Source organism: Nocardia aobensis NBRC 100429 (genome assembly GCF_000308375.1).
In the GTDB taxonomy this organism is placed as follows: domain Bacteria; phylum Actinomycetota; class Actinomycetes; order Mycobacteriales; family Mycobacteriaceae; genus Nocardia; species Nocardia aobensis.
The window spans coordinates 12814-36888 of sequence record NZ_BAFQ01000053.1; the positions used below are offsets into that span (position 1 = coordinate 12814).

Consider the following 24075-nt stretch of genomic DNA (forward strand, 5'->3'; position numbering starts at 1 on the left):
CAGCAGTGTTTCGCGGAAATATGCCGCATCCTTGTCCGCACCAGTCAGAAAGGATCGTCGCCGCAGATGACAGACTCCCCTGATTCGGTGGCCCGATCACATCGTGAACTGGTGCGGGCGGCGGTGGCCGCTCAGGGCGCGCGCGGCATTACCGAACGAGTGGCCCACACGATCGGCGGCTGGGTGCTGCTGCTCGACGGCGCCGGTGCCCTGCTCGCCTCGATACCCGACGGTGCCCGCGCCCATCTTGCGCTCATCCAATCCGAATTGCCGCGGTTCACCACGCAGGCGCGGGCCGCCACGATGTCGCTGAACATCCCCGGCGAATCGGTGTCGATCCGGCCGATCGGCGTGGCGGGCCGCATTCGCGGTTATGTCGCCAACGGCCGGGCCACTGCCCTCACTCCGATCGAACGCTCCCTCGTGGATACCGCGACCTATCTGCTGGCCGAGGATCTGCACCGCGCCGACGAACTGCGCCGGGCCGCGCGTGACAACCGGCTTGCCGTCTTGCGGTTACTGCTGGACGGGCACGCCGATGTCGCCCGAACGACCAGCCAGATCCTGCGGGTGCCGGTACCGGTCGGTCCCGTCCGGGCAGCGCTGCTCGGGGTGCCGCGCGGCTATGCCCGCGAACTGCTCGAGACGGCCGAGGAAGATCAGGCGCTGCGGCGGATCGAGACGGTGATCGCCGAACTTCGACCGGGCCGAGTCGGGATCGTGTTGCCCACTGCGGAGGGCGATGTCCGCACGCTGGAAGCGATCCTGCGCCGCGTCCCGCACGGGCGGGGTGCGGTCAGCGAGCCGGTCGGGGCGCAGGACCTGCCGACCGCGTGGAATCGCGTGACGGGTGTGTTCGAAGCCGCCCCCGACCAGCCGGGCAAGCTCTACATGGCCCGGGATGTTTCCGAGGCCGGCCTGCTGCGGCACCTCACCGGCCCGGACGCGCGAGCGTGGGCGCAGGCGACCCTGGCCCCGATCACCGCCCTCGACCAAGGATCCAAGGTCGACTTCGCCCAGACATTGCGAACCTTCCTGGCGCACAACGGACAAGCCGACGCCTCGGCCAACATGCTGGGCATCCATCGGCACACCTTGCGCTACCGGATGACCCGCATCGCCGAGGCACTCGGGCGTGATCTGGACGATCCGACCGTGCGCGCCGAACTGTGGTTCGCCTTGCAGTTGCATCCGGGGCAGTAGCGCGACTCAGGACACCGCGTCGCGCAGTCCCGCCAGCCCTTGCGCGCAGGCGGGACCGAACGCGTCGGCCAACTCCGCCGGCTCGATGTCGGTGCTGTAGACGACCAGCGCCCGACCGGCTTCGAGTTCGATCACATCGACGGTACCGAGGTGGTTCGCTACCGGAAGGTCACCACCCACCACGCGGTACTGCAGCCGGCGCAGCTCGCCGTCGAGGGTGACGACCTCCTCTTCCAGGCGGCTGCCATCGCTCAACCTCACGGTGCGGCGGGTTCGGTCTCCCGCGGATTCGGTGATCGCCGGAAACCACGAACTGATGGCGGGCACATCCTCGACCACCTTCCACACCGCGTCGGCCGGACGATCGATGATGATTTCGGAGCGCAATGATGCCACGTGAATTCCTTTGCAAGACAGGGGTGTTCCGTCATCTCGCAGCGTGCCCGAAGTCCGCCCGAGGCGGAGTGCGCGATATGGACAGTCACGCGCCGCGCAATGCGCCAGCAGGCGCATACCGGTGCGGGCGTGGCGTTGCCAGACTGCCACAGATCTCCCGGAACGGGCGCAATGGAAAGCGAGGCGTGCGTGTACGACAAGGACTTTCTCGAGCAGGTGCCGACGAACCTGTTCATCGGCGGCGAATGGCGTGACGGCGAGACCTGCTTCGCGGTGGAAGACCCGGCGACCGGAAACTGCCTGGCCGAGGTCGCCGAAGCGTCCCCCGGCGACGCCGTGGCTGCCCTGGACGCCGCCGTGGCGGCCCAGCGGTGCTGGGCGCAGACCTCGCCGCGGGTACGCGCGGATCTGCTGCGGGCCGCCTACGAGCAAGTCATCGCCCGCACCGACGAGTTCGCCCTGCTCATCACCGCCGAGATGGGCAAACCGCTAGCCGAGGCGCGCGGCGAGGTCCGCTACGGCGCGGAGTTTCTGCGGTGGTTCTCCGAGGAGGCGGTGCGCATCGCGGGACAGTGGTCCCGGTCTCCGGAAGGCAGCACCCGACTGCTGACGATGCGGGAGCCGGTGGGACCGACGGTAATGATCACGCCGTGGAACTTCCCGCTCGCCATGGCGACTCGCAAGATCGCGCCCGCCATCGCCGCGGGCTGCACGATGGTGCTGAAACCGGCGGAGCAAACGCCGCTCACCGCATTGGCCTTCGCCGACGTCCTTCGCTCGGTGGGTCTGCCGCCCGGAGTTCTCAACGTCGTCACCACCACGCGGGCTGCGGAGACGGTCGCGCCGCTGCTGCGTGATCCCCGCGTGCGGAAATTGACGTTCACCGGATCGACCGCGGTCGGAAAGCTTCTCATGGCGCAGGCCAGTGACCAGCTGTTGCGGCTGTCGATGGAATTGGGTGGCAACGCACCGCTCGTGGTGTTCGACGATGCGAACCTCGATCGCGCCGTCGCCGGGGCGATGGTGGCCAAGATGCGCAATATCGGACAGGCGTGCACGGCAGCCAATCGCATTCTCGTGCACGAATCCGTGGCCGAGGAGTTCGGGACGCGTTTCGCGAAGGCGATGGCGGCACAGCGTCTGGGGCCCGGCACCGAGGCGGGGGTCGAGGTGGGGCCGATGATCGACCAGCGTGCTCGCCACAAGGTGCAGCGGCTGGTCGACGATGCGGTCGAGGCGGGCGCCCGGATACTCACCGGCGGCTCCGCCCGGCCCGGTCCGGGCTACTTCTTCGAGCCGACGGTGCTGACCGAAGTGGGTGACGGCGATATCGTGCGCGAGGAATTGTTCGGTCCGGTGGCGCCGATCTCGGTCTTCACCTCCGACGAGCAGGCGATCGCCATGGCCAACGACACCGAATACGGTCTCGCGTCATACATCTTCTCCGACAACATCTCTCGCGTCATCGACGTCGCGGAGAACCTGCAATTCGGCATGGTCGGGGTCAATCAGGGGGTGGTGTCCAACGTGGCCGCGCCCTTCGGCGGCATCAAACACTCGGGCTTCGGGCGCGAAGGCGGGACCGAGGGCATCGAGGAGTACCTGTCGACCAAATATGTCGGGATCGCGCCCTGAACGCCGGAGGCCGGACAACGCTCACTGGATCGATAACGGAGGTTCATCGATGACAACGACCGCATCGCCCTCGCCGACCGGCATTTCGTTCGACTATGCCCGCTCGTGGTTGCTCGTCGCGGCGCACCGGCCCGACGCGGTCGACGAGGCGGTCGTTTCGTCGGCCGATGTCGTGGTGTTCGACCTCGAGGACGCGGTGCCCGCCGAGCTGAAGGCGGAGACGAGAACCATTGTGGCGCAACAGATTCGCTCGGGCCGCCGGGCGTGGGTGCGCATCAACGATGTCGAGACCCCGTACTGGGCCGACGATCTGGCCGAGCTCGGCAGCCTGCCCGAGCTGGCCGGGGTGGTGCTGGCCAAAGTCGAACACGCGGGCCAGATCGACGCCACTGCGGCGGCACTGTCCCCGGGCACGCCGATCGTGGCGTTGCTGGAATCGGCCGCCGGAATCGAAGCCGCCGCAGCCGTAGCGGCCAGGTCCGCGACCGCTCGATTGGCCTTCGGCAGCGGCGATTTCCGGCTCGATACCGGAATGAGCGACTCGGCCGCGGCAATGGCCTACGCGCGCAGCAGGCTCACCGTGGCCAGCCGGGCGGCGGGACTGCCCGGGCCCATCGACGGACCCACCGTCAGCGAGGACGAGGACAGGCTGCACGCCGACACCGCCGCGGCATCGGCGCTGGGCATGACGGCGAGAATCTGCCTACGGGAGGGGCAGGTCACTCTCGTCAACCGGGACCTGTCGCCGTCTCACAGTGATATCATCTGGGCGACAGGCATTCTCGACAACGACGACGTCTCGCGCGACGGCTCCTATCGGCCACAGTTGGCGCGCGCCCGGAGCGTACTCGACAGGGCTCGGATCTATTCGTGTCCGATGCCGAAACACTGAGGCGGACAACGCATCCGATCGCACCTGGCGCTATTGTTCGCGGTCGCCGATCACGCGCCGCAGCAGGCTGAGGAATTGGCCTGTTTCCGCTTCGCTCAGCCCGGACAGAATCTGGGTGTTGATGGTGACGACGGCCGGTGCGAGGGTGGTTGCCGAGTCCCGGCCGGCATCGGTGAGGGTGATCAGTTTGCGCCGCCGATCGCTGGTGTCCTTGGCGATGTGGATCAATCCGCGCCGCTGCAATCGATCCAGCAGGGGGGCGGCGGTCGACTTGTCCAGGGCGGCAAGGTTTCCCAGCGTCCGCTGGTCCATCGCGCCGTGCAGGTGCAGCAGGGTCAGCACGGTGAACTGTGGGCCGGTCAGGTCCTGGTGGACCTGGTCGTGCCACAGGCGCGTGTATGCCTGGTTGAGTCGGCGAGCCAGGGGGCCCACTCCCTCGATCGCGGCACGCGCGGTGACGTCGTTCGGGCTCTTTCGTGCCACAGCTTACCTCGGCTCACGATTGATTAGGACGTGTGCGTACTATATCGTAGTGAGAAGTAGGACGTGTACGTCCTAAATGTGCCGAAGGAGTTGAGGGCGTTGAAATTGGTTGTCGCGATGACCGGAGCCACGGGCGCGCCCGTCGGTGTGCGGTTACTGGAAGTGCTCGGCGAACTCGGTGTCCAGACGCATCTGGTGGTCAGCCGATGGGCGCGGGCCACCCTCGCGCAGGAAACGGACTGTTCGCTGCGTGAGCTGAAGTCCCTGGCGTCGGTGGTCTACGGCCCCGACGACCAAGGCGCGCCGATCGCGAGCGGTTCGTACCGGGTCGACGGCATGGTGATCGTGCCCTGCAGTATGAAAACCGTTGCCGCCATTCGCATCGGATACGGCGAGGGCCTGATCGCGCGGGCCGCGGACGTCATGCTGAAGGAGCGTCGCCGGTTGGTCCTGGTGGCGCGGGAGACGCCGCTGTCGGTGGTCCACCTCGAGAATCTGACCGAAGTGGCGCGCGCCGGAGCGACGATCATGCCGCCGGTCCCGGCGTTCTACAACCAGCCCGCGACCATCGCCGATGTCGTCGACCACCTGGTGGTGCGCATCCTCGATCAGTTCGATCTCGAGGCGCCGCTGGCTCGCCGGTGGGAGGGGATGCGACCGACGCCACCGCATGCCACCGTTTCCGGCACCGCCGAACACGAGGCGGTGGTCGCGTGACACAGCGCGGAAGTGCCTTGAACTTCAGGGATTTCGTCGAGGAGTTGCTCGCCTCGGGGGATGCCGTCGACATTCGGCGATCGGTCGACCCGCATCTGGAAGTCGGCGCGGTGACGCGCAGGGTATACGAAACCCGCAGCCCCGCACCGTTGTTTGCGAATCTTTCGGCCGGAGAGCCCGGTTTCCGGCTGCTCGGCGCACCGGCGGGCATGAGTCGGCCGGAGGCCGAAGCCTACGGTCGTATCGCCGCGCATCTGGACCTGTCTCGCGACACGAAACCGCGGGCTCTGCTCGAAAAACTCATCGAGGCCATGCATTCCGAACCTCTCTCACCACGTGTCGTCGAGGACGGCCCATGCCTGGAAAACGTCGTGCAGGGTGCGGACGTAGACCTCGAGCGATTCCCCGTGCCGCTGCTGCACGAGCAGGACGGGGGCCGGTATTTCGGGACCTACGGCTTCCATGTGGTGCGAACTCCGGACGGTGAGTGGACGAGCTGGTCGGTGGCCCGCACGATGCTGCACGGCCGCAACACGTTGGTCGGTCCGGCGATGCCGCAACAGCACATCGGAATGATTCACACGATGTGGCGCGACCGCGGGTTGCGCACGCCGTGGGCGATGGTGCTCGGCGCCCCACCGGCCGCGCTGGCCGCCGCGGGCATGCCGTTACCCGCCCATGTCAGCGAGGACGGCTATGTCGGCGCGCTGACCGGAGATCCGGTGGAGGTGATTCGGACCGACCTCACGGGACTGCAGGTTCCGGCCAATGCCGAAATCGTGCTCGAGGGCTGGATCGATCCGCACGACACCGCTCCGGAAGGCCCGATGGGGGAATATCACGGATATTCCTTCGCGCACAGCAAGCGGCAACCCGTCTTTCACGTCGAGAAGATCATGCACCGCAATGATCCGATTCTGCCGGTGTGCGTGGCGGGTCTCCCTCCGGAGGAAAATCACACCATCTGGGGAACGATGATATCGGCGACAAGCCTGGATCTCCTGCGCTCGAGCGGGCTTCCGGTCACCATGGCTTGGTGCTCGTACGAGGCCGCGACCTGCTGGATCGTCGTCGCAATCGATGTCGAACGGCTCGCCGCGAGCACCATGACCGAACGCGAGCTGGCCGACGCGGTATCCGAGGTGTTCTTCGGGTCTCACGCCGGGTGGCTGATCCCGAAGGTGGTGCTGGTCGCCGATGACATCGACATCACCGACATAAACCAGGTCACCTGGGCCATGGCCACCCGATACCACCCGGGGACAGGGGAGTACCTCTACCCGGAGGCGCCCGGAATCCCCATGGTTCCCTACCTTTCCGAAGCGGAGGTTCGCACCGGCCGCGGTGGAAAGGCGGTCCTCAGTTGTTTGCTGCCCTGTCAGTTCGAGGGCCGGGCTCCGGGCACGACCGCGTCCTTCCATGGCTCCTATCCGGCTCAGGTGCGGCAGCAGGTCCTCGCGAACTGGACGAGCTACGGGTTCTCCGATTCCGGCTCGCGGTGACAGCGCGATGCTCACCGGTCGGAGGCTCGGCCGGAGCCGACATCGTCGGCGGCCCGCTGCAGGCGTCGTTGCCTGCGACCGAAGTTGTCCGATTACGCTGCGCGTCTTCGCTGTAAGTCAGGATGCGCCCGAAACCCCCGCGTGGATCTGCACAACCTGGCCAACTTCGATACATGACATGGACGATTCGGCAGGAGCGGCCGGCACCAGCCGCTGCTGGATCGTCGCGTTCGCCAGACCGGCGCCGGATTCGAGCGATATCACGTTCGCGCCGCGTCGATGCGGACGAGAGTTCAACTCCGCACCGGATCGCCTGCGAACTCCAGCTCAGCGGAACAGCGTGTCCGTCGCTACGGTCGGGCGGTGACCGGTGCGCCCCGGCATCAACGAGCGCCGTGTTCGTGCGATGGCACCCGGAGATAACAGCCGCGTGTGGACGGCGCCGTAGAAGGGGGTTGGACGGAACCAAGCACCGACAAGCATAGGTCGGCATCTCTTGGTGTATTTTTGGTGGCCGCCCCAAAATGGAGGCCTCGCAGTCCGGTCAAACTAGTCTGACCTGGTAGTTTAAGTGCGCCATCAGGGACTCGAACCCCGAACCCGCTGATTAAGAGTCAGCTGCTCTGCCAATTGAGCTAATGGCGCTTGGACCTCCGGATCGGGCCTGCAGGCTCCGTTCCGGTGCGGGAGAAACCATAACAGTTGGGTAGGCGGAAAGTGAAATCGGCTGTTCAAAGGCTGTTCGAGGGGGGATGGTGATCTTGCGTGAATGCGGTAACGGTTGGCGGGCCGGAAGGGATGAATCGGGCAAGAGTGTGCGGGGCCGGCTCGTCGTGTTCACCCGGTTGCGATCCTTCCACCTGGCAGAATGGGTGGGCGTGGTCTCGACCGATCCCCGCATGCGTGGTGGGTTGAGCAGCGTGGCTGGGCTTCCCGGTTGCGCACGAGGCATGAAACGGGGTTGCACATGGGCGGACGTCGAGGCTCGCGGCGGATGAAAGTGGTGGCGGGGTGGTTGGGCATGGTGTCGATGCTCGCCCTCGCGGTGACCGGATGCAGTGATTCCGGGGCAACGGGAAGTGGATCGGTGATCGAGGCGAATTCGGCCATCGACCTGGTCACACCGAAGGTGCTGACGCCGATCGCCGATGGCGCCGTCGGAGTTTCGCCGGCCGATCCGATTCCGGTGAAGGTGGACAACGGGAAATTGACCGCTGTCACGTTGCTCACACCGGACGGCACTCCGGTGGCCGGGCAGATCGCGCCCGACGGGACCTCGTGGCAAGTGACCGAACAGCTCGGCTTCAACCGCACGTATCGCCTGCGGGCCGAGGCGGTGGGGATCGGTGGGACTACCTCGACGACCATCAGTTTCACCACCCTCGCGCCGCGCAACAAGACGCATCCGTGGTTGCTGCCCGGGGAGAACGAGGTCGTGGGAATCGGGCAGCCGGTCGCGATCCAGTTCGACGAGAACATTCCGGATCGCCACGTCGCGCAGGATGCGATCAAGATCACTACGACACCGGCGGTGGAGGGCGCGTTCTACTGGGTGAACAATCGCGAAGTGCGTTGGCGCCCTGAGCATTTCTGGGCTCCGGGAACCAAGGTCACGGTGGATGTGAACACCTACGGCCGCGATCTGGGTGGCGGCCTGATCGGTGACTCCGATATCCATTCCAGCTTCACCATCGGTGATCCGATGGTCTTCACCGCCGACGACAACACCAAGATGGTCACCGTCGAACGCAACGGCCAGGTGATTCGAACGATGCCGACCTCGATGGGCAAGGACTCCACGCCCACCCAGAACGGCATCTACATCATCGGCGACCAGTTCGACCACATGATCATGGACTCGTCCACCTACGGTGTCGCCGCCACCGGCCCCAACGGGTATCGCACCCCGGTCGACTGGGCGACACGCATGTCCTACAGCGGCATCTTCATGCATTCGGCACCCTGGTCGGTCGGCCAGCAGGGCTATTCGAATACCAGCCACGGCTGTCTGAACCTGAGTCCGGAAGACGCCCGCTGGGTCTACGAGAACGCCAAGCGCGGCGATATCGCGATCGTCAAGAACACCGTCGGTGACACCCTGTCCGGTGTCGACGGACTCGGCGACTGGAACATTTCGTGGGCGGAGTGGAAGGCCGGCAACGCCGACACCAACCGCTGACCGACGCCTACAGCGGGCCTTCCGGACATCCGGAAGGCCCGCTCTTCGTCGGGGCCTCGGGGCGGCTCGCATTATCACCTCGATCTCCGGCAACGCCGAGCCGGTACAACCGCCGTCCGGCGACCGGACGCTACACTTGCGCCCGCCAATCGATGTTTCGGTGACATCGGGACCGAGGTGCACGGTGCTGCGGCTTCCCGAAATCGCCTGTGTTCGTGGCTCTTCCGGAGCGATTGCCGCTCCGCTGCGTGGTTGGCGACGGCTCCCCGGTGCGATTCGGTCTCGACTTGCTGAAGGGTCAGGTCCTCATGGGTGTGGGAGATCGGTACGCGGTGACGTCCGTCGTGTCGGTTATCGTTGCCGTTCTCGCGGTGACAATGGCCTCTGCTTCCGGTATCGCGGTCGCTGGACCGGCGGATCCGCCGGCGCGCTTCCTGCGCCAACATCTCGACTGGCGTCCGTGCGAGGATGCGGCCCTGGTGGCGGAGGGCGCGGTCTGCACGGATGTCGAGGTGCCCCTCGACTACGCCGACCCAGAAGGGCCGAGCATTCCCATCGCGGTCTCGCGGATTGCGGCGAGCGACACAGCACATCGTCGCGGTGTGCTGCTGACCAACTCGGGCGGGCCGGGTACGCCGGGGCTCGATGCGTTCGACCTCGTCGGTGATGTGCTCGAACCGGATGTGCTGAGCCGCTATGACCTGATCGGATTCGACCCGCGTGGCGTCGCCCGCTCCGGGCGGCACCAGCGCTGCGGATGGCCGGTCGCGACCCCGATCCGCTCGGCAGGTGTCGGGCTACCCGGATTCGTCACCGAAACGGCCCTGCAGGCGCGGCTGGCCGCCGACTGCCTGGTGGGAGGTGATCGGAACTGGATGCGGCAGCTCAGCACGCGCAACACCGCCCGCGATATGGACGTGATCCGTGCGGCACTGGGTGAGGACCGCATCAGCTATTACGGCGTGTCCTACGGGACGTATCTGGGCGCGGTCTACTCGCAGTTGTTCCCCGGCCGCTCCGATCGCATGGTGCTCGACAGTGCCATCGATCCGCAGCGCTATTGGCTCGGGTTGCAACAGGACTGGGGGCCGGCCGTGGAAGCGGCCTTCGACGACTGGGCCGCCTGGGTGGCGGTGCGGGATCGGCAGTATCACCTCGGCGACTCCGCGCCCGAGGTGCGCCGGAGAGTCGAGGCCCTGATCGACCGGGCATCACTGTCGCCGATCGTGGTCGAGGGCTTCGGCTTCGACGATCATGTGCTGCCGAATCTGCTGTGGACGATGTTGCGGGACGCGCGCTTGAACGATGCCCTGGCGGCATCGGTGCGGGCGGTCGCCGACGCGGCGGAGGGACGCGCACCCGAGGTGCCCCCGCAGCTGCACCAGCAGATCGAGTACTACGAGCACGACGAAGACTCGGTCATGGTGCAGATCTGGTGTGCGGACGCGCCGATGCCCGCCGATCCCGCCTGGTATTGGAATGCGATCCAGGCGGCCCGCCCGAGTCAGCCGATCTTCGCCGCATTGGCCGACAACGTCCAGCCCTGTGCGTTCTGGCCGCCGCCGGTGGAACAGCCCACCGTGGTCGACAATGCGGTGCCCGCGCTGATCCTGTCCGCCACCGGCGACAACCGCACGCCTCATGCGCATTCTGTGGCACTGCACCGACAGATGTCGGGGTCTCGTTTGATCACCTTGGCCGACACCAGGATCCACATGGTGCTGCGTCCCGGCCTGAGCACCTGCATCCTCGACACGACCAACGACTACTTCCGGGACGGGGACTTCCCGGCCTACGACCGCATGTGCCAACCCACCACACTCATCGAATGAGTCGTCCGATCGGGCCGGGCGGAAGGTCGAAGACTCGGATCCATGACGAAGGGGCAGGTCCGGAATCTCTTCCGGACCTGCCCCTTGCAGGGTGACCGACGGGACTCGAACCCGCGACAGCCAGGATCACAACCTGGTGCTCTACCAACTGAACTACGGTCACCATTGCCGGTAACAACCGGCGCGGTAGATGGTAGCGCGAAGACCGCCGGGAAACCTAATCGGCGGGTGTGGCGGGTGGCTGGGTGCCGGTGGAACCGGCGCTGACCTGCGCGGCGATCTCCGCGATCTCCGCGGTCGAGGGCCCGGGGGCGGCAACGAACGCGGTCCGCCGGTAGTACCGGAGCTCGCGGATGGATTCCTCGATATCGGCGAGGGCGCGGTGGGCCAGGCCCTTCTCCGGCTGGCCGAAGTAGATGCGCGGATACCAGCGCCGGCACAGTTCTTTGATCGAGCTCACATCGATCATCCGGTAGTGCAGGTGGGCGTCGAGTTCGGGCATGTCGCGGGCGATGAAGCCGCGGTCGGTAGCGATGGAATTGCCGGCGAGCGGCACGGTGCCGGGGGTGGGAACCCACTCGCGCACGTAGTCGAGAACCTGCTGCTGCGCCTGCTCCATGGTGACCGTGGAGCGGCGCACCTCCTCGGTGAGCCCGGATTTGGCGTGCATTTCCTGTACCACCGGCGGCATCGCCGCCAACGCGTCGTCGTCGGCGTGGATGACGATATCGACGCCGTCGCCGAGGATATTGAGATCGCTATCGGTTACGAGCGCGGCCACCTCGATCAGCTTGTCGCTGTCCAGGCGCAGGCCGGTCATCTCGCAATCCATCCACACCATCAGTTTGTCGGACACCCCGGCAACCTTAGTGCGCGGACGGTGCGAATCGGACCGACCGCACCGGATGCGCGCCGCCCGGCCCGTTGCGGCCGCATTCCGGCAAATCTCCCGCTACAGTTTGCCCAGGTGTATGCGTGATTCCAGTGGTGCCGGCAGCGGTGGGCAGGGCGACGGAGGATCGGCGATGACCAGTTCCGAGGACAAGGCGGCGAAGGCGGCGGCCGCGCGTAAGGCGGCCGAGGAAGCGGCCCGGGTCGCGGCGGAGGCGGCGGCCGCGGCGGAGGCGGCCGAGGCCGAAGCGGCCGCCGAACCGGCCACCGATGCGAAACCGGCTGATTCCGATCCGGCAGCAGCGACTGCCGACGCGAAACCGGTTGCCGACGAGACGAATTCGGTCGCACAACAGATCGCGGCGGGTTATGCCTTCGAGGGGGCGGCGCTGGAGCTGGGCGCGGTCGTCGTCGGCGGGGAGATCGATCCGGCCGCACGGGTACGGATTCCGATGCGGACGCTGAACCGCCACGGTCTGGTCGCCGGCGCCACCGGAACCGGTAAGACCAAGACTTTGCAGGGCATCGCCGAACAGTTGTCCGCGGCCGGCGTCCCGGTGGTGCTCGCCGATGTGAAGGGCGATCTGTCGGGGCTGGCGCAGCAGGGCGAATCGAACGACAAGCTCGCCGCCCGGGCCGCGCAGACCGGTGACGCCGACTGGGCGCCGCACGGATTCCCGACCGAATTCGTCTCTCTCGGCACCGAGGGAATCGGCGTGCCGATTCGCGCGACCATCACCTCGTTCGGTCCGGTTCTGCTCGCTAAAGTGCTGGGGCTCAACGACACTCAGGAATCCACCCTCGGGCTGATCTTCCACTGGGCCGACACACGCGGGCTGGCACTGCTGGATCTGAAGGATCTGCGCTCGGTGATCCAGCACCTGACCAGTCCGGAGGGGAAGGAGGATCTGAAGGGGATCGGCGGGGTGTCGGCCGCGACGGCCGGGGTGATCCTGCGTGCCCTGGTCAATCTGGAGGCCGACGGCGGCGACACCTTCTTCGGTGAGCCGGAACTCGACCCCGCCGATCTGCTGCGGACCGCGGGCGGGCAGGGCGTGATCACGCTGTTCGAACTCGGATCGCAGGCGGCGCGGCCGGTGCTGTTCTCCACCTTCCTCATGTGGGTGCTGGCCGACCTGTTCCAGACCCTGCCCGAAGTAGGCGATGTCGACAAACCCAAGCTGGTGTTCATCTTCGACGAGGCGCATCTGCTGTTCGCCGACGCGTCCAAGGCGTTCCTGGAGCAGGTCGAGCAGACGGTGAAACTGATCCGCTCCAAGGGCGTCGGCGTGTTCTTCTGCACGCAATTGCCCACCGACGTGCCCAATGCGGTGCTGTCGCAATTGGGTGCGCGGATCCAGCACGCACTGCGCGCGTTCACCCCGGACGATCAGAAGGCGCTGTCGAAAACGGTGCGCACCTATCCGAAGACGGCCGCCTATGATCTCGAAAACGCCCTCACCGCATTGGGTATCGGTGAGGCGATCGTCACGGTGCTGTCCGAACAGGGTGCGCCGACGCCGGTGGCGTGGACCCGGTTGCGGCCGCCGCGGTCGCTGATGAACACCATCGGCGACGACGGCATCCGCTCGCGCGCCCAGTCGAGCCCGCTGTTCGAGAAGTACGGCCGCACCGTCGACCGGGAATCCGCCTACGAGATGCTGACCGCGAAAGTCGTTGCGGCCGAACCGGAACCGCATTCGGTGCCGCAGGGCTCCGGCGGGCGGGCGCCGGAGCCGGACATCTCGGCGGCGGAACGGATCATGAGCAATCCGGCGGTGAAGAGTTTCCTGCGTTCTGCGGCCTCGGCCGCGGGTCGCGAGATCAGCCGCAGCCTCTTCGGTACCCGCAAACGCTGAGCAGCCCCGGACGTCGGACGGTACTCCACCACTCCGCGCCGAGACTCGTTGCCGCTCAGCCCCGATCGCGGAGCAGCAGATCCTCCGCGGTCTCGCGTCGCACCAGCTCCCGCATCCGGCCGTCACGGACCGCGACGATCGGCGGGCGCCCCACACCGTTGTAGGCCGAGGCCAGGCTGTGGTGGTAGGCGCCGGTGCACGGCACGGCCAGCAGCTCACCGACACGCAGATCGGCGGGTAAGCGGATATCGGTGGCGACGATGTCACCGGCCTCGCAGTAGCGTCCGGCCACGGTGGCGGTGACGGTCGGCCCGGTGGGGTGCCGGCCCGCCACCACCGCGTCGTAGCGAGCCCCGTAGAGCGCGACCCGCGGATTGTCGTTCATTCCGCCGTCCACGATCACGAACGTCCGGCCGCCCGGAACGTGCTTGATCGCCGTCACCCGATAGATCGTCACGCCGGCGCGGGCGACGATGCCGCGACCCGGTTCCATCGCGATCACCGGACGGGGGAAGCGATTTCGCGCGCACGCCGCGTCCAGGGCGTCGTCGATGATGTCGGCCAGTTCGGACAGATTCAGTTCCGCGTCGCCGGCGCGGTAGGCCACCGCATGGCCGCCGCCCAGATCGAGCTGGGTCAGCAACACGCCGTAATCGTGCCGGACCTCGGCCATTCGCGCGACGAGCCGCCGCACGGCTTCCCCGTAATGGTCGGGGTCGTGGATCTGTGAGCCGAGGTGGCAGTGGAAGCCGCGCAGATCCAGCAGGGGATGGTCGATGATCGTCCGGATCGCCTCCTCGGTGGTCTCGTCGTGCAGGGCGAAGCCGAATTTCTGATCGCTGACCCCCGTGCGCACGGCGGGATGGCCGTGCACGTCGATATCGGGGGTGAGGCGGAGCAGTACTTGCTGCGGCCGTGTGACGACCGTGCCCAGCAGACTCACCTCGGTGAGCGAGTCGATCACGATCCGCCCCACACCGGCGCCGACCGCGTATTCCAATTCAGCGAAAGGTTTCCCACTGCCGTGCAGGATGATTCGCCGCGGATCCACCCCGGCCGACAGGGCGATCGCCAGTTCGCCGGCCGAGCACACGTCGATGCCGAGGCCCTCGTCGGCGACCAGCCCGGCGATCGTGCGGGTCAGCAGAGCCTTTGCGGCGTAGACGATTTCGGCATCCGGGAAGTGTGCGCGGTACGACCGGCAGCGGGTGTGGATCTCGGTCTCACCGATCACATAGGTCGGTGTGCCGTAGCGATCGGCGACATCGTCGAGGGCGACCCCGTCGACGGTGATGCGGCCCAGTTCGTCATAGTGCGTCCGGCACGGCCACACGGTGGTGTCCAGTCGCGGGGACGCCATCCCCGAACGGAGGGACGGGAAGATCTCGAGCAACGTCACGGCGCGTCTCCTGTGGTGCCCCGCTTTCTCCTCGACTGCGGGGGTCACCTTCAGGACTACGCCGGTGACAGGCGCCGGAACCGTCTCGATACGCCGTCTTGACCAGCGGCGCCGCGATCTTGACGCCGCCCTGACACCCTGCTGATCAGCCCGCCAGCTTCTTGTAGAACGAGCCGACGATCGGCGCGGTGAGCGCCCGCGGCGCGTACTGGCCGGCGACGCTCATACCCTTGCTGATCAGGCCGGGAACGACGCGCATCTTGTTACGCGCCAAGGCGTCGATGGAGATTTTCGCGGTGTAGGCGGCCGACACCCAGATGAAATCCGGAATCTTGCTGCCGACCTCGTCCTGATCGGGGTTGTCGGTGCGTACCGGGCCCGGCGCCAGCAGTGTGACGTGCACGCCGCTGCCGGTCAGTTCGCCGCGCAGCGATTCGGAGAAGGTGTTGGTGAAGGCCTTCGTCGCGGCATAGGTGGCGTTGTTGGGGATGGCCATGTTCCCGGCCGCCGAACCGGTGATCAGGATGCCGCCGCCGCGGGCGAGCATGCCGGGCAGCACCGCCAGGGTCAGATCGTGGACCGCGACCGCGTTCAGTTCCATCACCGAACGTTCGACGTCGGCGTCCAGGTCGGCGACGGCGCCGAAGGTGGCGACACCGGCGTTGTTGCACAGGATGGCGATCTCACGACCGGCCAATTCGGCCACCAGCGGCGCGCGCTGTTCGCGATCGGACAGGTCCACCGCGCGAACCTCGGCGGTCACCCCGTAGCTGTCGGTCAGCCGTTGCGCCAGCTCGGCGAGCAGATCGCCGCGCCGGGCGACCAGGATGACCGAATAGCCGCGTCTGGCGAGCTCCTCGGCCAGAGCGGTTCCGATTCCGGAGGATGCTCCGGTGACGACGGCACGGTTGTCGGCGGTGGGTGCAGGCAAGCTCACGGTCGCCGAGCCTAGCCGGACTTCGCCTCACCGCGGGGCTTGGGCTCGAGGAAGGCGACACCCCAGTCGATATGCCCGTGCCACACGCCGGCGATTCGTCCGCCCTGCACCGCCGGCTTCGGATCCCCGACCGGGCCACCGGCCGCACGGACCGCGGCCACCGTGGCATCCAGATCCGGAGTGCCGAAGGCGACACCGACCAGCGCGGGCCGCTTCGTGGGGGCGGAAACGACCTCCAGGAACGCCTCGCCGACCCGGTAGAAGGCCATTTCCGGGCCTTCCGGGCCGCGTGGGTGGAAGCGCCGTCGCGGGCCGATTCCCAGTACGGCGTTCAGTGCGGCGACGGAATCGTCGAGATCCGGCACCCAATAGACGACGTGATCGACGAACGTCACCCCGTTGGGATGGGCCGACTCGGCCTCCACGTCGTGCAGCAGTTCCGGCACACCCAGTGTCGCCGCGTCGGCCTCGATGCCCTCGAAACCCCACCCGGTGCCGACTCCGAGCGTGCAGGAGATCCGCCCGATTCGCGTCATCGCGTCCGTGACCGCGAAACCCAATGCGGCCCAGGCCTTTTCGTCGCCCGGCAGCCCGAGCCGGGTGAGGATCGCCATTACAGCGCCGCCGCCAGCCGGGTGCCCTGATCGATGGCACGCTTGGCATCGAGTTCGGCGGCCACGTCGGCGCCGCCGATCAGATGGATGCGCACCCCCGCCTGCTGGAGCGGCTCGACCAGATCGCGCACCGATTCCTGTCCGGCACACAGGATCACGGTGTCGCAGTCGATGACGGTGGGCCGGTCGCGCTTGTCGCCGAAGCTGATGTGCAGTCCGCGATCGTCGATCCGTTCGTAGTTGACGCCGCCGATCTGCTCCACCCCCTTCGCCTTGACCGCCGCGCGATGCACCCAGCCGGTGGTCTTACCCAGGCTCTTGCCGAACGGCGTCGACTTCCGTTGCAGCAGGACGACATCGCGGGGAGCGGGCGAGGGACGCGCGGCGGTCAGCTGGCCCGGCGCCTCCGGATCGTCGGCGGTGACGCCCCACTCCTGCTTCCACTCGTCGAGCTTCAGCGCCGGATGTCCTTCGACGGTGAGGAATTCGCTGACGTCGTAACCGATTCCGCCCGCGCCGATCACCGCGACCTTCTTGCCCACCGGCTTCTCCTCGCGCACCAGTTCGGCGTAGGTGAGCACCTTCGGATGATCGATACCCGGAATGTTCGGAATACGCGGGCGCACGCCGGTGGCGACCACCACGTGGTCGTAGCGGCCTTCGATCAGTTCGCCGGCGCTCACCCGGCGGTTCAGGAATACTCGCACCCCGGCGAGTTCCAGTTTGCGGGTGAAATACCGGATCGTCTCGTTGAATTCTTCCTTGCCCGGAATCCGCCGCGCGATATCGAACTGGCCGCCGATCTTGTCGTCGGCCTCGAACAGATCCACCTTGTGGCCGCGCTCGGCCAGGTTCACCGCCGCCGACAGGCCCGCCGGTCCCGCGCCCACGACCGCGATGCGCTGCATCCGGCGGGTGGGCAGCAGCCGCAGTTCGGTTTCGTGGCCGGCCCGCGGATTCAGCAGGCAGGACACGGTTTTGTGAACGAAGGCGTGGTCCAGGCAGGCCTGGTTGCAGGCGATGCAGGTGTTGATCTCGTCGTCGCGGGCGGCCTGCGCCTTGGCGGCCCACTCCGGGTCGGCCAGCAGCGGCCGGGCCAGCGACACCAGATCGGCGTCGCCCCGGGTGAGGATCTCCTCGGCGGTCTCGGGCATGTTGATCCGGTTCGAGGCGCAGACCGGAATGTTCACGCGCGCGGTGATTTTCGCGGTGAACTCGACGAAGGCGGCGCGCGGCACCGAGGTGACGATCGTCGGCACCCGGGCCTCGTGCCAGCCGATGTCTGTGTTGATGATGCTGACGCCCGCGGCTTCCAATTCGGTTGCCAGGGCGAGGATTTCGGGCTCGGTCTGACCGTGCTCGACGAATTCGGCCATCGACAGCCGGAAGACGATGACGAAGTCCGTGCCGACCGCGGCCCGGATCCGGCGCACGATCTCCAGCGGGAAACGCCGCCGATTCTCCGCCGACCCGCCCCAGCGATCGGTGCGCTTGTTGGTGCGCGGCGCGAGGAACTGGTTGATCAGATAGCCCTCGCCGCCCATGATCTCGACACCGTCGTATCCGGCGAACTTCGCCAGCCGCGCACAGCGCACGTAGTCCTCGATGGTGCGCTCGACTCCCTTGCCGGAGAGTTTGCGGGGGCGGAACGGGTTGATCGGCGCCTTGATCGAGGAGGCCGAAACACTGAACGGCACATAGGCATAGCGCCCGGCGTGCAGAATCTGCAGGGCGATCCTGCCGCCCTCGGCGTGTACCGCCCTCGTGATCGCGCGGTGGCGGTAGGCCTCGGTCTTGTTGGTGAGTTTGGCGCCCAGCGGCAGCAGCCAGCCCTCGCGGTTGGGTGCGTAGCCGCCGGTGATGATCAGGCCGACGCCGCCGCGGGCGCGCTCGGCGAAATAGGCGGCGAGACGGTTGGTATCCCAGGCGCGATCTTCCAGCCCGGTGTGCATCGAACCCATGACCACGCGGTTGCGCAGCGTGGTGTGGCCCAGATCGAGCGGCTCGAACAGGCGGGGGTACGAATGCGGCGAATCGGAATTCGCGGTCATGGGATCACCTTTCGGAAACGGAATCCGGTTGCGGGGCTGAGGCTTCCGGATCGGGTGACGACGAACGCAGCACACCCCGCAGCCCGGCCAGCACCTCGTCGCACCATTCGACGAAGCCGACCTCGACCCGGATCCCGCCCCGCAGCACCAGATACTGGTAGAGAGCGGTGCCGGTGAGCCGGTCCGGGGCGGGGAAATCCTTCTTCTCGATGAGGCGGTACAACTCCAGCCGCTGGGCGTGCTGGTCGCGATGGCGTTCGACCTCGGCGCGCAGCGCTTCCAGATCGCCGTGTGCGGCGGCGCGGATCTTGACGCCCAATTCGCTGCGCAGCGGGCCGATATCGTCGGTCGGCTCCGCGATCCAGCGCGCCAGTTCGGCGTGTCCGGCATCGCTGACGGTGTAGACCTTCTTGTCCGGACGCCCGTCCTGGGCGATCGCCTCGCCGGTGACCCAGCCGCGTTCCTCCATGCGCTTGAGTACCCGGTAGATCTGCTGATGCGTTGCGCTCCAGAAGAATCCGATCGATTTGTCGAATCGGCGCGCCAGTTCGTACCCCGAACCGGCTCGCTCGCTCAGCGATACCAGCAGCGCGTGTTCGAGGGCCATGCGGTGAGGTTAACCGATACCCGCTGTACTATGCAACGTGGTGCATATTCCCGGCCAGGGGAGCCGGAACTGCGAGAACCCTGTGAGCACGTGCCGTTTTCTGTATCATCACCCGCGGTGCTCTGCACTATCTCGGATACGGGAAGGGCGCCTCGCACGGCCGCGAGGCCCGCGGGGCGTCCTTCTGTATGAGGGGCGTTCAGACGGTGTGCGGTTTCCAGGCGGCCATGCCGAGGGCGATCATGCGGACCTGGCCGACGGTGCGGTCGACGACGAGGGGGCGGTCGCGGAGCGGGGCGGCGACGAAGTCGGCGATGTGGTCGGCGACGGTGGAGACGATCAGGTCGGCGGCCAGTTCCAGATCATCGGTCGGCCAGGCGTCCAGCGCGGGGATTCGCGACATGTCGACCACCAATTCCCTTGTGATCAATTGCATTTCGGACGCGATCGCGGTGCGTAGTGCCGGTGCGCCGCCGTGGCGTTCGCGGATCAGGAAGCCGTAGAGGTCCTCGCGGCCGGCGATCTGGGCGAAGACGAATCGCACCGTTTCGGCCAGGCGCGCGTCCGGCGTGCGGCGCAGGTGCCGCAACGCCAGGCGCAACTGTCGCACTCCCTCGTCGACCAGGGCGGTTCCCAATTCGTCGAGGGAATCGAAGTGGCGATAGAAGGCGGTGGGCACGATCCCGGCCGAGCGGGCGATCTCACGCAGGCTCAGCGCCGCGAATCCGCGCTCGGCAGCCAGGGTCAGCGTGCCGTCCAGCAGCGCTCGCCGCGTGCGCTCCTTGCGCTCGACTCGGGTTTCGGCCTGCTCGCTCATCTCGCTGAGCATACATCCGTTCACGATTGGTCCATTCGGGGAGATGTTGCATCGGTCACACCAGATGCAGGTTGAACTATTGCGGTACCGCCAGGCACACTAGTTCAGTGTACAGATGTGCACCGAAAAAAGGTGCACGCGATCAAACGACGAAGGCTGGGGAGAACCGCATGGTGGGACTGCTCGATCTGGTCCAGACACTGACCTCGCCGCACCCGCTCGACCGGTATCTGGAGTTGGTGCGACCGACACTGACGCTGCGCGATATGCGGGCCGAGATCGTCGGCGTGGATCGGTCGGTGCCCGGTTCGGTGACTCTCACACTCCGTCCGACCCGGCAGTGGGCCGGGCACGAGGCCGGTCAGTTCGTGCAGGTCGGCGTGCTGATCGACGGAGTGAAGCACACCCGCTGCTACTCGCCGATCGATGCCGAGGCCGGACCGCGCCGCACCCTCACCCTGACCGTGAAGGCGCATCCGGAGGGGCTGGTGTCGCAGTATCTGCACCGGCACGCGAAGCGGGGGATGGTCGTGGACCTCGCGCCCGCCTCCGGGGTGTTCCGGCTGCCGGAGCAGCGACCGGACAAGGTGGTGCTGATCAGCGGGGGCAGCGGTATCACGCCGGTGCTGTCGATGCTGTCCACGCTCGTAGCCGAGGGGTATCGCGGCGACGTGGTGTTCCTGCACTACGCCCGCTCGCCCGAGGAGGTGCCGCATCGGGAGCTGCTCGCGGATATCGCCCGGCGCCACGACAACGTCGACGTCGTGCTGGGTTATCCCGAACTGGCCCGGTCGGAGCGGCTGGACGCCGCGCCGTGGAGCTGTGCGGTCGTGCCCGGCGCGAAGTTCCTCGACTACGACGAACTGGCGCGCATCGTGCCGTTCTTCGCGACGGCGCAGACCTACGTCTGTGGCCCGCCGCCGCTGATGGAGTCCGTGCGTCGCATCTACCAGGCCGAGGATCTCGACGACCGCCTGCACAGTGAGGAATTCGTCCTCACCGCCGCGCCGGCCGACACCGCCGATGTCGAGGGCATCACCACCTTCTCGGTGAGCGGCACGCAGTCGGAGAACACCGGTGCGAGCCTGCTCGAGCAGGCCGAGTCGGCGGGTTTGACGCCGGAGTTCGGGTGCCGGATGGGCATCTGCTTCTCCTGCACGGCGGTCAAGCGGTCCGGCTGCACCCGCAACCTGCGCAGTGGCGAACTGGACAGTGACCCGGACCAGCCGATCCAGCTGTGCGTCAGCGCCGCGGTCGGCGATGTCGACATCGAAATCTGAGCCGCACCGAAATCTGAAAGGGGAGAACAGCTATGACCATACTCACCGAGACCGAGAACGGGCCGCTGGTCCTGTCGCCGGAACAGGTCGCCGAGATCGGCCGGGAGCTGGACGCACTGCGCGACCGCATCACCGCCGATCTGGGGGAGCGCGATCGCGAATACATCTATTCGATTATCAAGGCGCAGCGCGGTTTCGAGGTCGCCGGGCGCGGCCTCATGTATCTGGGCTTCCTGCCGCCGTTCTGGCTGGCCGGGGTGGCGGCGCTGAGCCTGTCCAAGATTCTGGACAATATGGAGATCGGCCACAACGTCATGCACGGCCAGTGGGACTGGATGCGTGAACCGGGCCTGAATTCCCGTGTGTTCGAATGGGATACGGTGTGCCCGGCCGATCAGTGGAAGCATTCGCACAACTACATGCACCACACCTACACCAACATCCACGGCCGTGACCGCGACATCGGCTACGGCGTGCTGCGCATCGACGAGGGTCAGCAGTGGAATCCGTACTATCTGGGCAACCCGGTGTACGCGCTGGCGCTGATGCTGTTGTTCGAATGGGGCGTGATGCTGCACGACCTCGAGGCCGACAACATCGTCAAGGGCAAGCGGAAGTGGGCGGATGTCAAGCGCCTGGCCAAGGGGCAGATCCGCAAGGCCGGCCGGCAGGTGCTCAAGGATTACGTCGTCTTCCCGCTGCTGAGCGGCCCGCTGTTCGTCTCCACCCTGGCCGGCAACGTGACCGCCAACCTGGTGCGCAACGTCTGGGCGTACTCGATCATCTTCTGCGGACACTTCCCATCGGGCGTACAGACGTTCACCGAAGAGGAGACCGAGAACGAGACGCGCGGCGAGTGGTACGTGCGGCAGATGCTCGGCTCGGCCAACATCAGCGGCAGCAAACTGTTCCACATCCTGTCGGGCAACCTGTCCCACCAGATCGAACACCACCTGTTCCCGGATCTGCCGGCCAACCGGTATCCGGAGATCGCGCCCGAGGTCCGCGCGCTGTGCGAGAAGTACGGCCTGCCCTACAACACCGGCCGGTTCAGCAAGCAGGTCGGCTCGGTCTGGCTCAAGATCTGCAAGCTCGCCCTTCCCCCGGCCATCGTCGGGAAAGGCTCGCAGCCTGGTGTTATCGTGATGCGAGAGCGGCAGGTCGAGCCGAGCGAGGTGGGCGGGTAGATGATCGGAAAATTCGAGAGCAACAAGGATCTGATCCAGGAGCTGACATCCTCCGGGGCACGACACGTCGGCAATATCGCAACGATCATTACCGGCACGGTCTCGGAAGTGACGCGCGAAATCGGTGACTGGATCACCGATGCCATCGAGATGCGGGAGGCCGCGGCTGCGGCACACCGTGATCGGGAGGCGGCGGCCGACGTGAACACCGGGCGCGACCATCCCGACGTGCTGGTCGACGAGCCCGAGCCGGAGCCGAACGTGCATGCGGCCCAGCCCTTCATCGACGCCGATGTGGAAATCGTCGATCCGAAACGCTGAGCGGGATCAGAACACCGGCAGTCGGCGCCGGTGCTCGGCGATATCGGTGATCAGGTCCTTGTAGCCGTCGGCCAGTTCGGCGAGGCGCACCCAGTGCAGGTGTGTCTCGCCGTCCGGGGTGGAGGCGGGGAGCTCGTCCGCCGGATAGTTCGAGGCGGGCAGTCCGAGCGCATGATGGGCGGCGACCCATTTCCCGGCCATCCGGTCGATGACCGCCCCGAGAGTCTCGGTGTGCAGCGAGGCGCCCTCGCGGTGCGCGACGTTGTCGGCCACCCAGACATCGATACATTCGATCAGCCGGGTGCGGTCGCGATCGATGTGGTCGACCAATCGGCTGGCGCCGGCGACGCGGGCGGTCGAGGCCTTCGGCGCCTGCGCCTCCCGGGAGGCGTGCCGGCGCAATTCGTGGCAGCGGACCAGGTCCCGGGCCGCCTCGAGCACCGGGTGGTCGCCGGGCGGTGGTGTCGTGGACCGGAATGCGCGCAGCAGCGCAGATACCGACGGAAGTGCGCCGGTCGCGTCGTTGTCACCGGCGTAAGCGCTCGCCATCGTCTCCCACCCTCGTCTCAGCGGTCGGAATCTGGTTACGCCAGGGCCGAGGAGGTTTTCGGGGAGGGGCTCCCCTCGGCTCCGGCGTAGTCCCGCGGAAACGGACGCCGGCTGTTCGGTCGCACTGCTCACGGGTGTACGAACCGGGATATCCGCGACGATGCGATAGACGTGTCCGAATGCGGGGACATATTCAGGAAAGCGTGTCCCGACTTGGCATGCAACGGTTGACGCGCCGAACACCCAAGGTGCCGGACAATCGTTATACGCATCACGCGTGGATCACATGATCGCGAAGATCCACCATCGGCGGCGCGGCGCCTGCGCGACCGGTTGCGGATGGCTAGCCTGAGGATTTGTGCCCGCCTATATCTCTTCGCCGGAGCTGACCTTCGGCTTTCTGTTCGCTCTGGAAGATCCCGAGCGAATCGCCGAGGTGGTGCGAAATCTGATGGAGCGCCGCACGGTCTCGGTTTTTCGTCTGGCGCATGTCTCCGGCGCGGCCGGTCCACCGGAACGCTATGTCGTGAACTGGGCTGCCATCCCGCAGATTTCGATCACCACCGCCGCACCCGACGCCGATGCCATGCAGGCCGAGCGGATCATGCTGGTCAACGCATTTCTGGGCGAGGGCGGTGAGATCAGCTTGTACTCGGCGGACAGCAATCGCCCAGACGACAAGCGGCAGTGACGTTTTCCCATCGGCAGCACACAGGTTTTCGTT

The 24075-nt window shown here is 66.8% G+C and carries 21 protein-coding genes, 2 tRNA genes and 1 pseudogene; 12 read left to right on the top strand and 12 right to left on the bottom strand.

Features of this window, described 5'->3' with window-relative positions:
* Positions 1–66: 66 nt before the first annotated feature.
* Positions 67–1203 (top strand): PucR family transcriptional regulator, encoded by a 1137-nt coding sequence (locus tag RJ03_RS06740; RefSeq protein WP_157163358.1) that lies wholly within the window; start codon positions 67–69, stop codon positions 1201–1203.
* 6 nt (positions 1204–1209) lie between these two features.
* Here the strand turns inward: RJ03_RS06740 and RJ03_RS06745 are convergent, their stop codons facing one another.
* Positions 1210–1599, bottom strand: coding sequence for an SRPBCC family protein (locus tag RJ03_RS06745; protein ID WP_036499056.1), 390 nt, complete (start codon positions 1597–1599; stop codon positions 1210–1212).
* A gap of 171 nt (positions 1600–1770) precedes the next feature.
* Between RJ03_RS06745 and RJ03_RS06750 the strand changes: the two genes are divergently transcribed.
* Both RJ03_RS06750 and RJ03_RS06755 read left to right on the top strand, forming a co-directional pair.
* Positions 1771–3234, top strand: coding sequence for an NAD-dependent succinate-semialdehyde dehydrogenase (locus tag RJ03_RS06750; protein ID WP_051024396.1), 1464 nt, complete (start codon positions 1771–1773; stop codon positions 3232–3234).
* A 49-nt stretch (positions 3235–3283) separates the two neighbouring features.
* Positions 3284–4126, top strand: a complete 843-nt coding sequence (locus RJ03_RS06755; protein WP_036499059.1) for an HpcH/HpaI aldolase/citrate lyase family protein — start codon at positions 3284–3286, stop codon at positions 4124–4126.
* A gap of 30 nt (positions 4127–4156) precedes the next feature.
* Here RJ03_RS06755 and RJ03_RS06760 read toward each other — a convergent pair whose 3' ends face one another.
* The gene (locus tag RJ03_RS06760; RefSeq protein WP_051024397.1) at positions 4157–4609 is read right to left on the bottom strand and encodes a MarR family winged helix-turn-helix transcriptional regulator; all 453 of its coding nucleotides are present in this window, start codon (positions 4607–4609) and stop codon (positions 4157–4159) included.
* Positions 4610–4687: 78 nt separating this feature from the next.
* On the opposite strand from RJ03_RS06760, the gene RJ03_RS06765 reads away from it, so the two are divergent.
* Together RJ03_RS06765 and RJ03_RS06770 are read left to right on the top strand one after the other, a co-directional pair.
* Positions 4688–5326 (top strand): UbiX family flavin prenyltransferase, encoded by a 639-nt coding sequence (locus tag RJ03_RS06765; RefSeq protein WP_506329925.1) that lies wholly within the window; start codon positions 4688–4690, stop codon positions 5324–5326.
* A 17-nt stretch (positions 5327–5343) separates the two neighbouring features.
* Entirely contained in the window at positions 5344–6828 is a 1485-nt protein-coding gene (locus tag RJ03_RS06770) for a UbiD family decarboxylase (protein WP_218000928.1), read from the top strand.
* A gap of 572 nt (positions 6829–7400) precedes the next feature.
* Here RJ03_RS06770 and RJ03_RS06775 read toward each other — a convergent pair.
* Positions 7401–7473: transfer RNA gene (locus RJ03_RS06775), tRNA-Lys, on the bottom strand.
* 349 nt (positions 7474–7822) lie between these two features.
* Here RJ03_RS06775 and RJ03_RS06780 point away from each other — a divergent pair.
* Together RJ03_RS06780 and RJ03_RS06785 are read left to right on the top strand one after the other, a co-directional pair.
* Positions 7823–9007 carry a L,D-transpeptidase gene (locus RJ03_RS06780; protein WP_036499067.1) on the top strand — a complete coding sequence of 395 codons (1185 nt, stop codon included), beginning with the start codon at positions 7823–7825 and terminating at the stop codon, positions 9005–9007.
* 377 nt (positions 9008–9384) lie between these two features.
* A complete protein-coding gene (locus tag RJ03_RS06785; RefSeq protein WP_245552203.1) occupies positions 9385–10839 on the top strand; it encodes an alpha/beta fold hydrolase in 1455 nt (484 codons plus the stop codon).
* A gap of 90 nt (positions 10840–10929) precedes the next feature.
* Here the strand turns inward: RJ03_RS06785 and RJ03_RS06790 are convergent.
* A tRNA-His gene (locus tag RJ03_RS06790) sits at positions 10930–11002 on the bottom strand.
* A 54-nt stretch (positions 11003–11056) separates the two neighbouring features.
* Positions 11057–11695, bottom strand: a complete 639-nt coding sequence (gene orn / locus RJ03_RS06795) for an oligoribonuclease (protein WP_036499070.1) — start codon at positions 11693–11695, stop codon at positions 11057–11059.
* Positions 11696–11864: 169 nt separating this feature from the next.
* Between orn and RJ03_RS06800 the strand changes: the two genes are divergently transcribed.
* Entirely contained in the window at positions 11865–13589 is a 1725-nt protein-coding gene (locus RJ03_RS06800) for a helicase HerA-like domain-containing protein (protein WP_036499072.1), read from the top strand.
* A 55-nt stretch (positions 13590–13644) separates the two neighbouring features.
* On the opposite strand, the gene lysA is transcribed toward RJ03_RS06800, so the two are convergent.
* The 6 genes from lysA to RJ03_RS06830 form a co-directional block, all read right to left on the bottom strand.
* Positions 13645–14988 carry a diaminopimelate decarboxylase gene (lysA, locus tag RJ03_RS06805; protein WP_036499075.1) on the bottom strand — a complete coding sequence of 448 codons (1344 nt, stop codon included), beginning with the start codon at positions 14986–14988 and terminating at the stop codon, positions 13645–13647.
* Positions 14989–15133: 145 nt separating this feature from the next.
* Complete coding sequence (gene cmrA / locus RJ03_RS06810) at positions 15134–15925, bottom strand: mycolate reductase (protein ID WP_036499078.1); 792 nt, start codon at positions 15923–15925, stop codon at positions 15134–15136.
* Between the two features lie 11 nt (positions 15926–15936).
* Positions 15937–16539, bottom strand: a complete 603-nt coding sequence (locus tag RJ03_RS34865) for a VOC family protein (protein WP_051024401.1) — start codon at positions 16537–16539, stop codon at positions 15937–15939.
* The gene (locus RJ03_RS06820) at positions 16539–18590 is read right to left on the bottom strand and encodes an NADPH-dependent 2,4-dienoyl-CoA reductase (protein WP_036499081.1); all 2052 of its coding nucleotides are present in this window, start codon (positions 18588–18590) and stop codon (positions 16539–16541) included. The genes RJ03_RS34865 and RJ03_RS06820 overlap by 1 nt, the downstream gene beginning before the upstream one ends.
* 4 nt (positions 18591–18594) lie before the next feature.
* Positions 18595–19197 (bottom strand): PadR family transcriptional regulator, encoded by a 603-nt coding sequence (locus RJ03_RS06825; RefSeq protein ID WP_036499083.1) that lies wholly within the window; start codon positions 19195–19197, stop codon positions 18595–18597.
* A gap of 199 nt (positions 19198–19396) precedes the next feature.
* Positions 19397–20014: a TetR family transcriptional regulator gene (locus tag RJ03_RS06830; RefSeq protein ID WP_083870643.1), complete on the bottom strand. Its 618-nt coding sequence runs from the start codon at positions 20012–20014 to the stop codon at positions 19397–19399.
* A 170-nt stretch (positions 20015–20184) separates the two neighbouring features.
* Here RJ03_RS06830 and RJ03_RS06835 point away from each other — a divergent pair, with 170 nt between their 5' ends.
* The 3 genes and pseudogenes from RJ03_RS06835 to RJ03_RS39200 all read left to right on the top strand — a co-directional run.
* On the top strand, positions 20185–21294 hold the full coding sequence (locus RJ03_RS06835; protein WP_083870634.1) for a ferredoxin reductase: 1110 nt from the start codon (positions 20185–20187) through the stop codon (positions 21292–21294).
* A gap of 32 nt (positions 21295–21326) precedes the next feature.
* The gene (locus RJ03_RS06840; protein WP_036499089.1) at positions 21327–22481 is read left to right on the top strand and encodes a fatty acid desaturase family protein; all 1155 of its coding nucleotides are present in this window, start codon (positions 21327–21329) and stop codon (positions 22479–22481) included.
* Positions 22482–22664, top strand: a pseudogene (locus RJ03_RS39200) (hypothetical protein); the annotation flags it as partial.
* Positions 22665–22808: 144 nt separating this feature from the next.
* Here the strand turns inward: RJ03_RS39200 and RJ03_RS06850 are convergent.
* Entirely contained in the window at positions 22809–23351 is a 543-nt protein-coding gene (locus RJ03_RS06850) for a DUF4254 domain-containing protein (protein WP_036499094.1), read from the bottom strand.
* Positions 23352–23709: 358 nt separating this feature from the next.
* Here RJ03_RS06850 and RJ03_RS06855 point away from each other — a divergent pair, with 358 nt between their 5' ends.
* Entirely contained in the window at positions 23710–24042 is a 333-nt protein-coding gene (locus RJ03_RS06855) for a hypothetical protein (RefSeq protein ID WP_036499097.1), read from the top strand.
* The last annotated feature ends 33 nt before the right edge of the window (positions 24043–24075 follow it).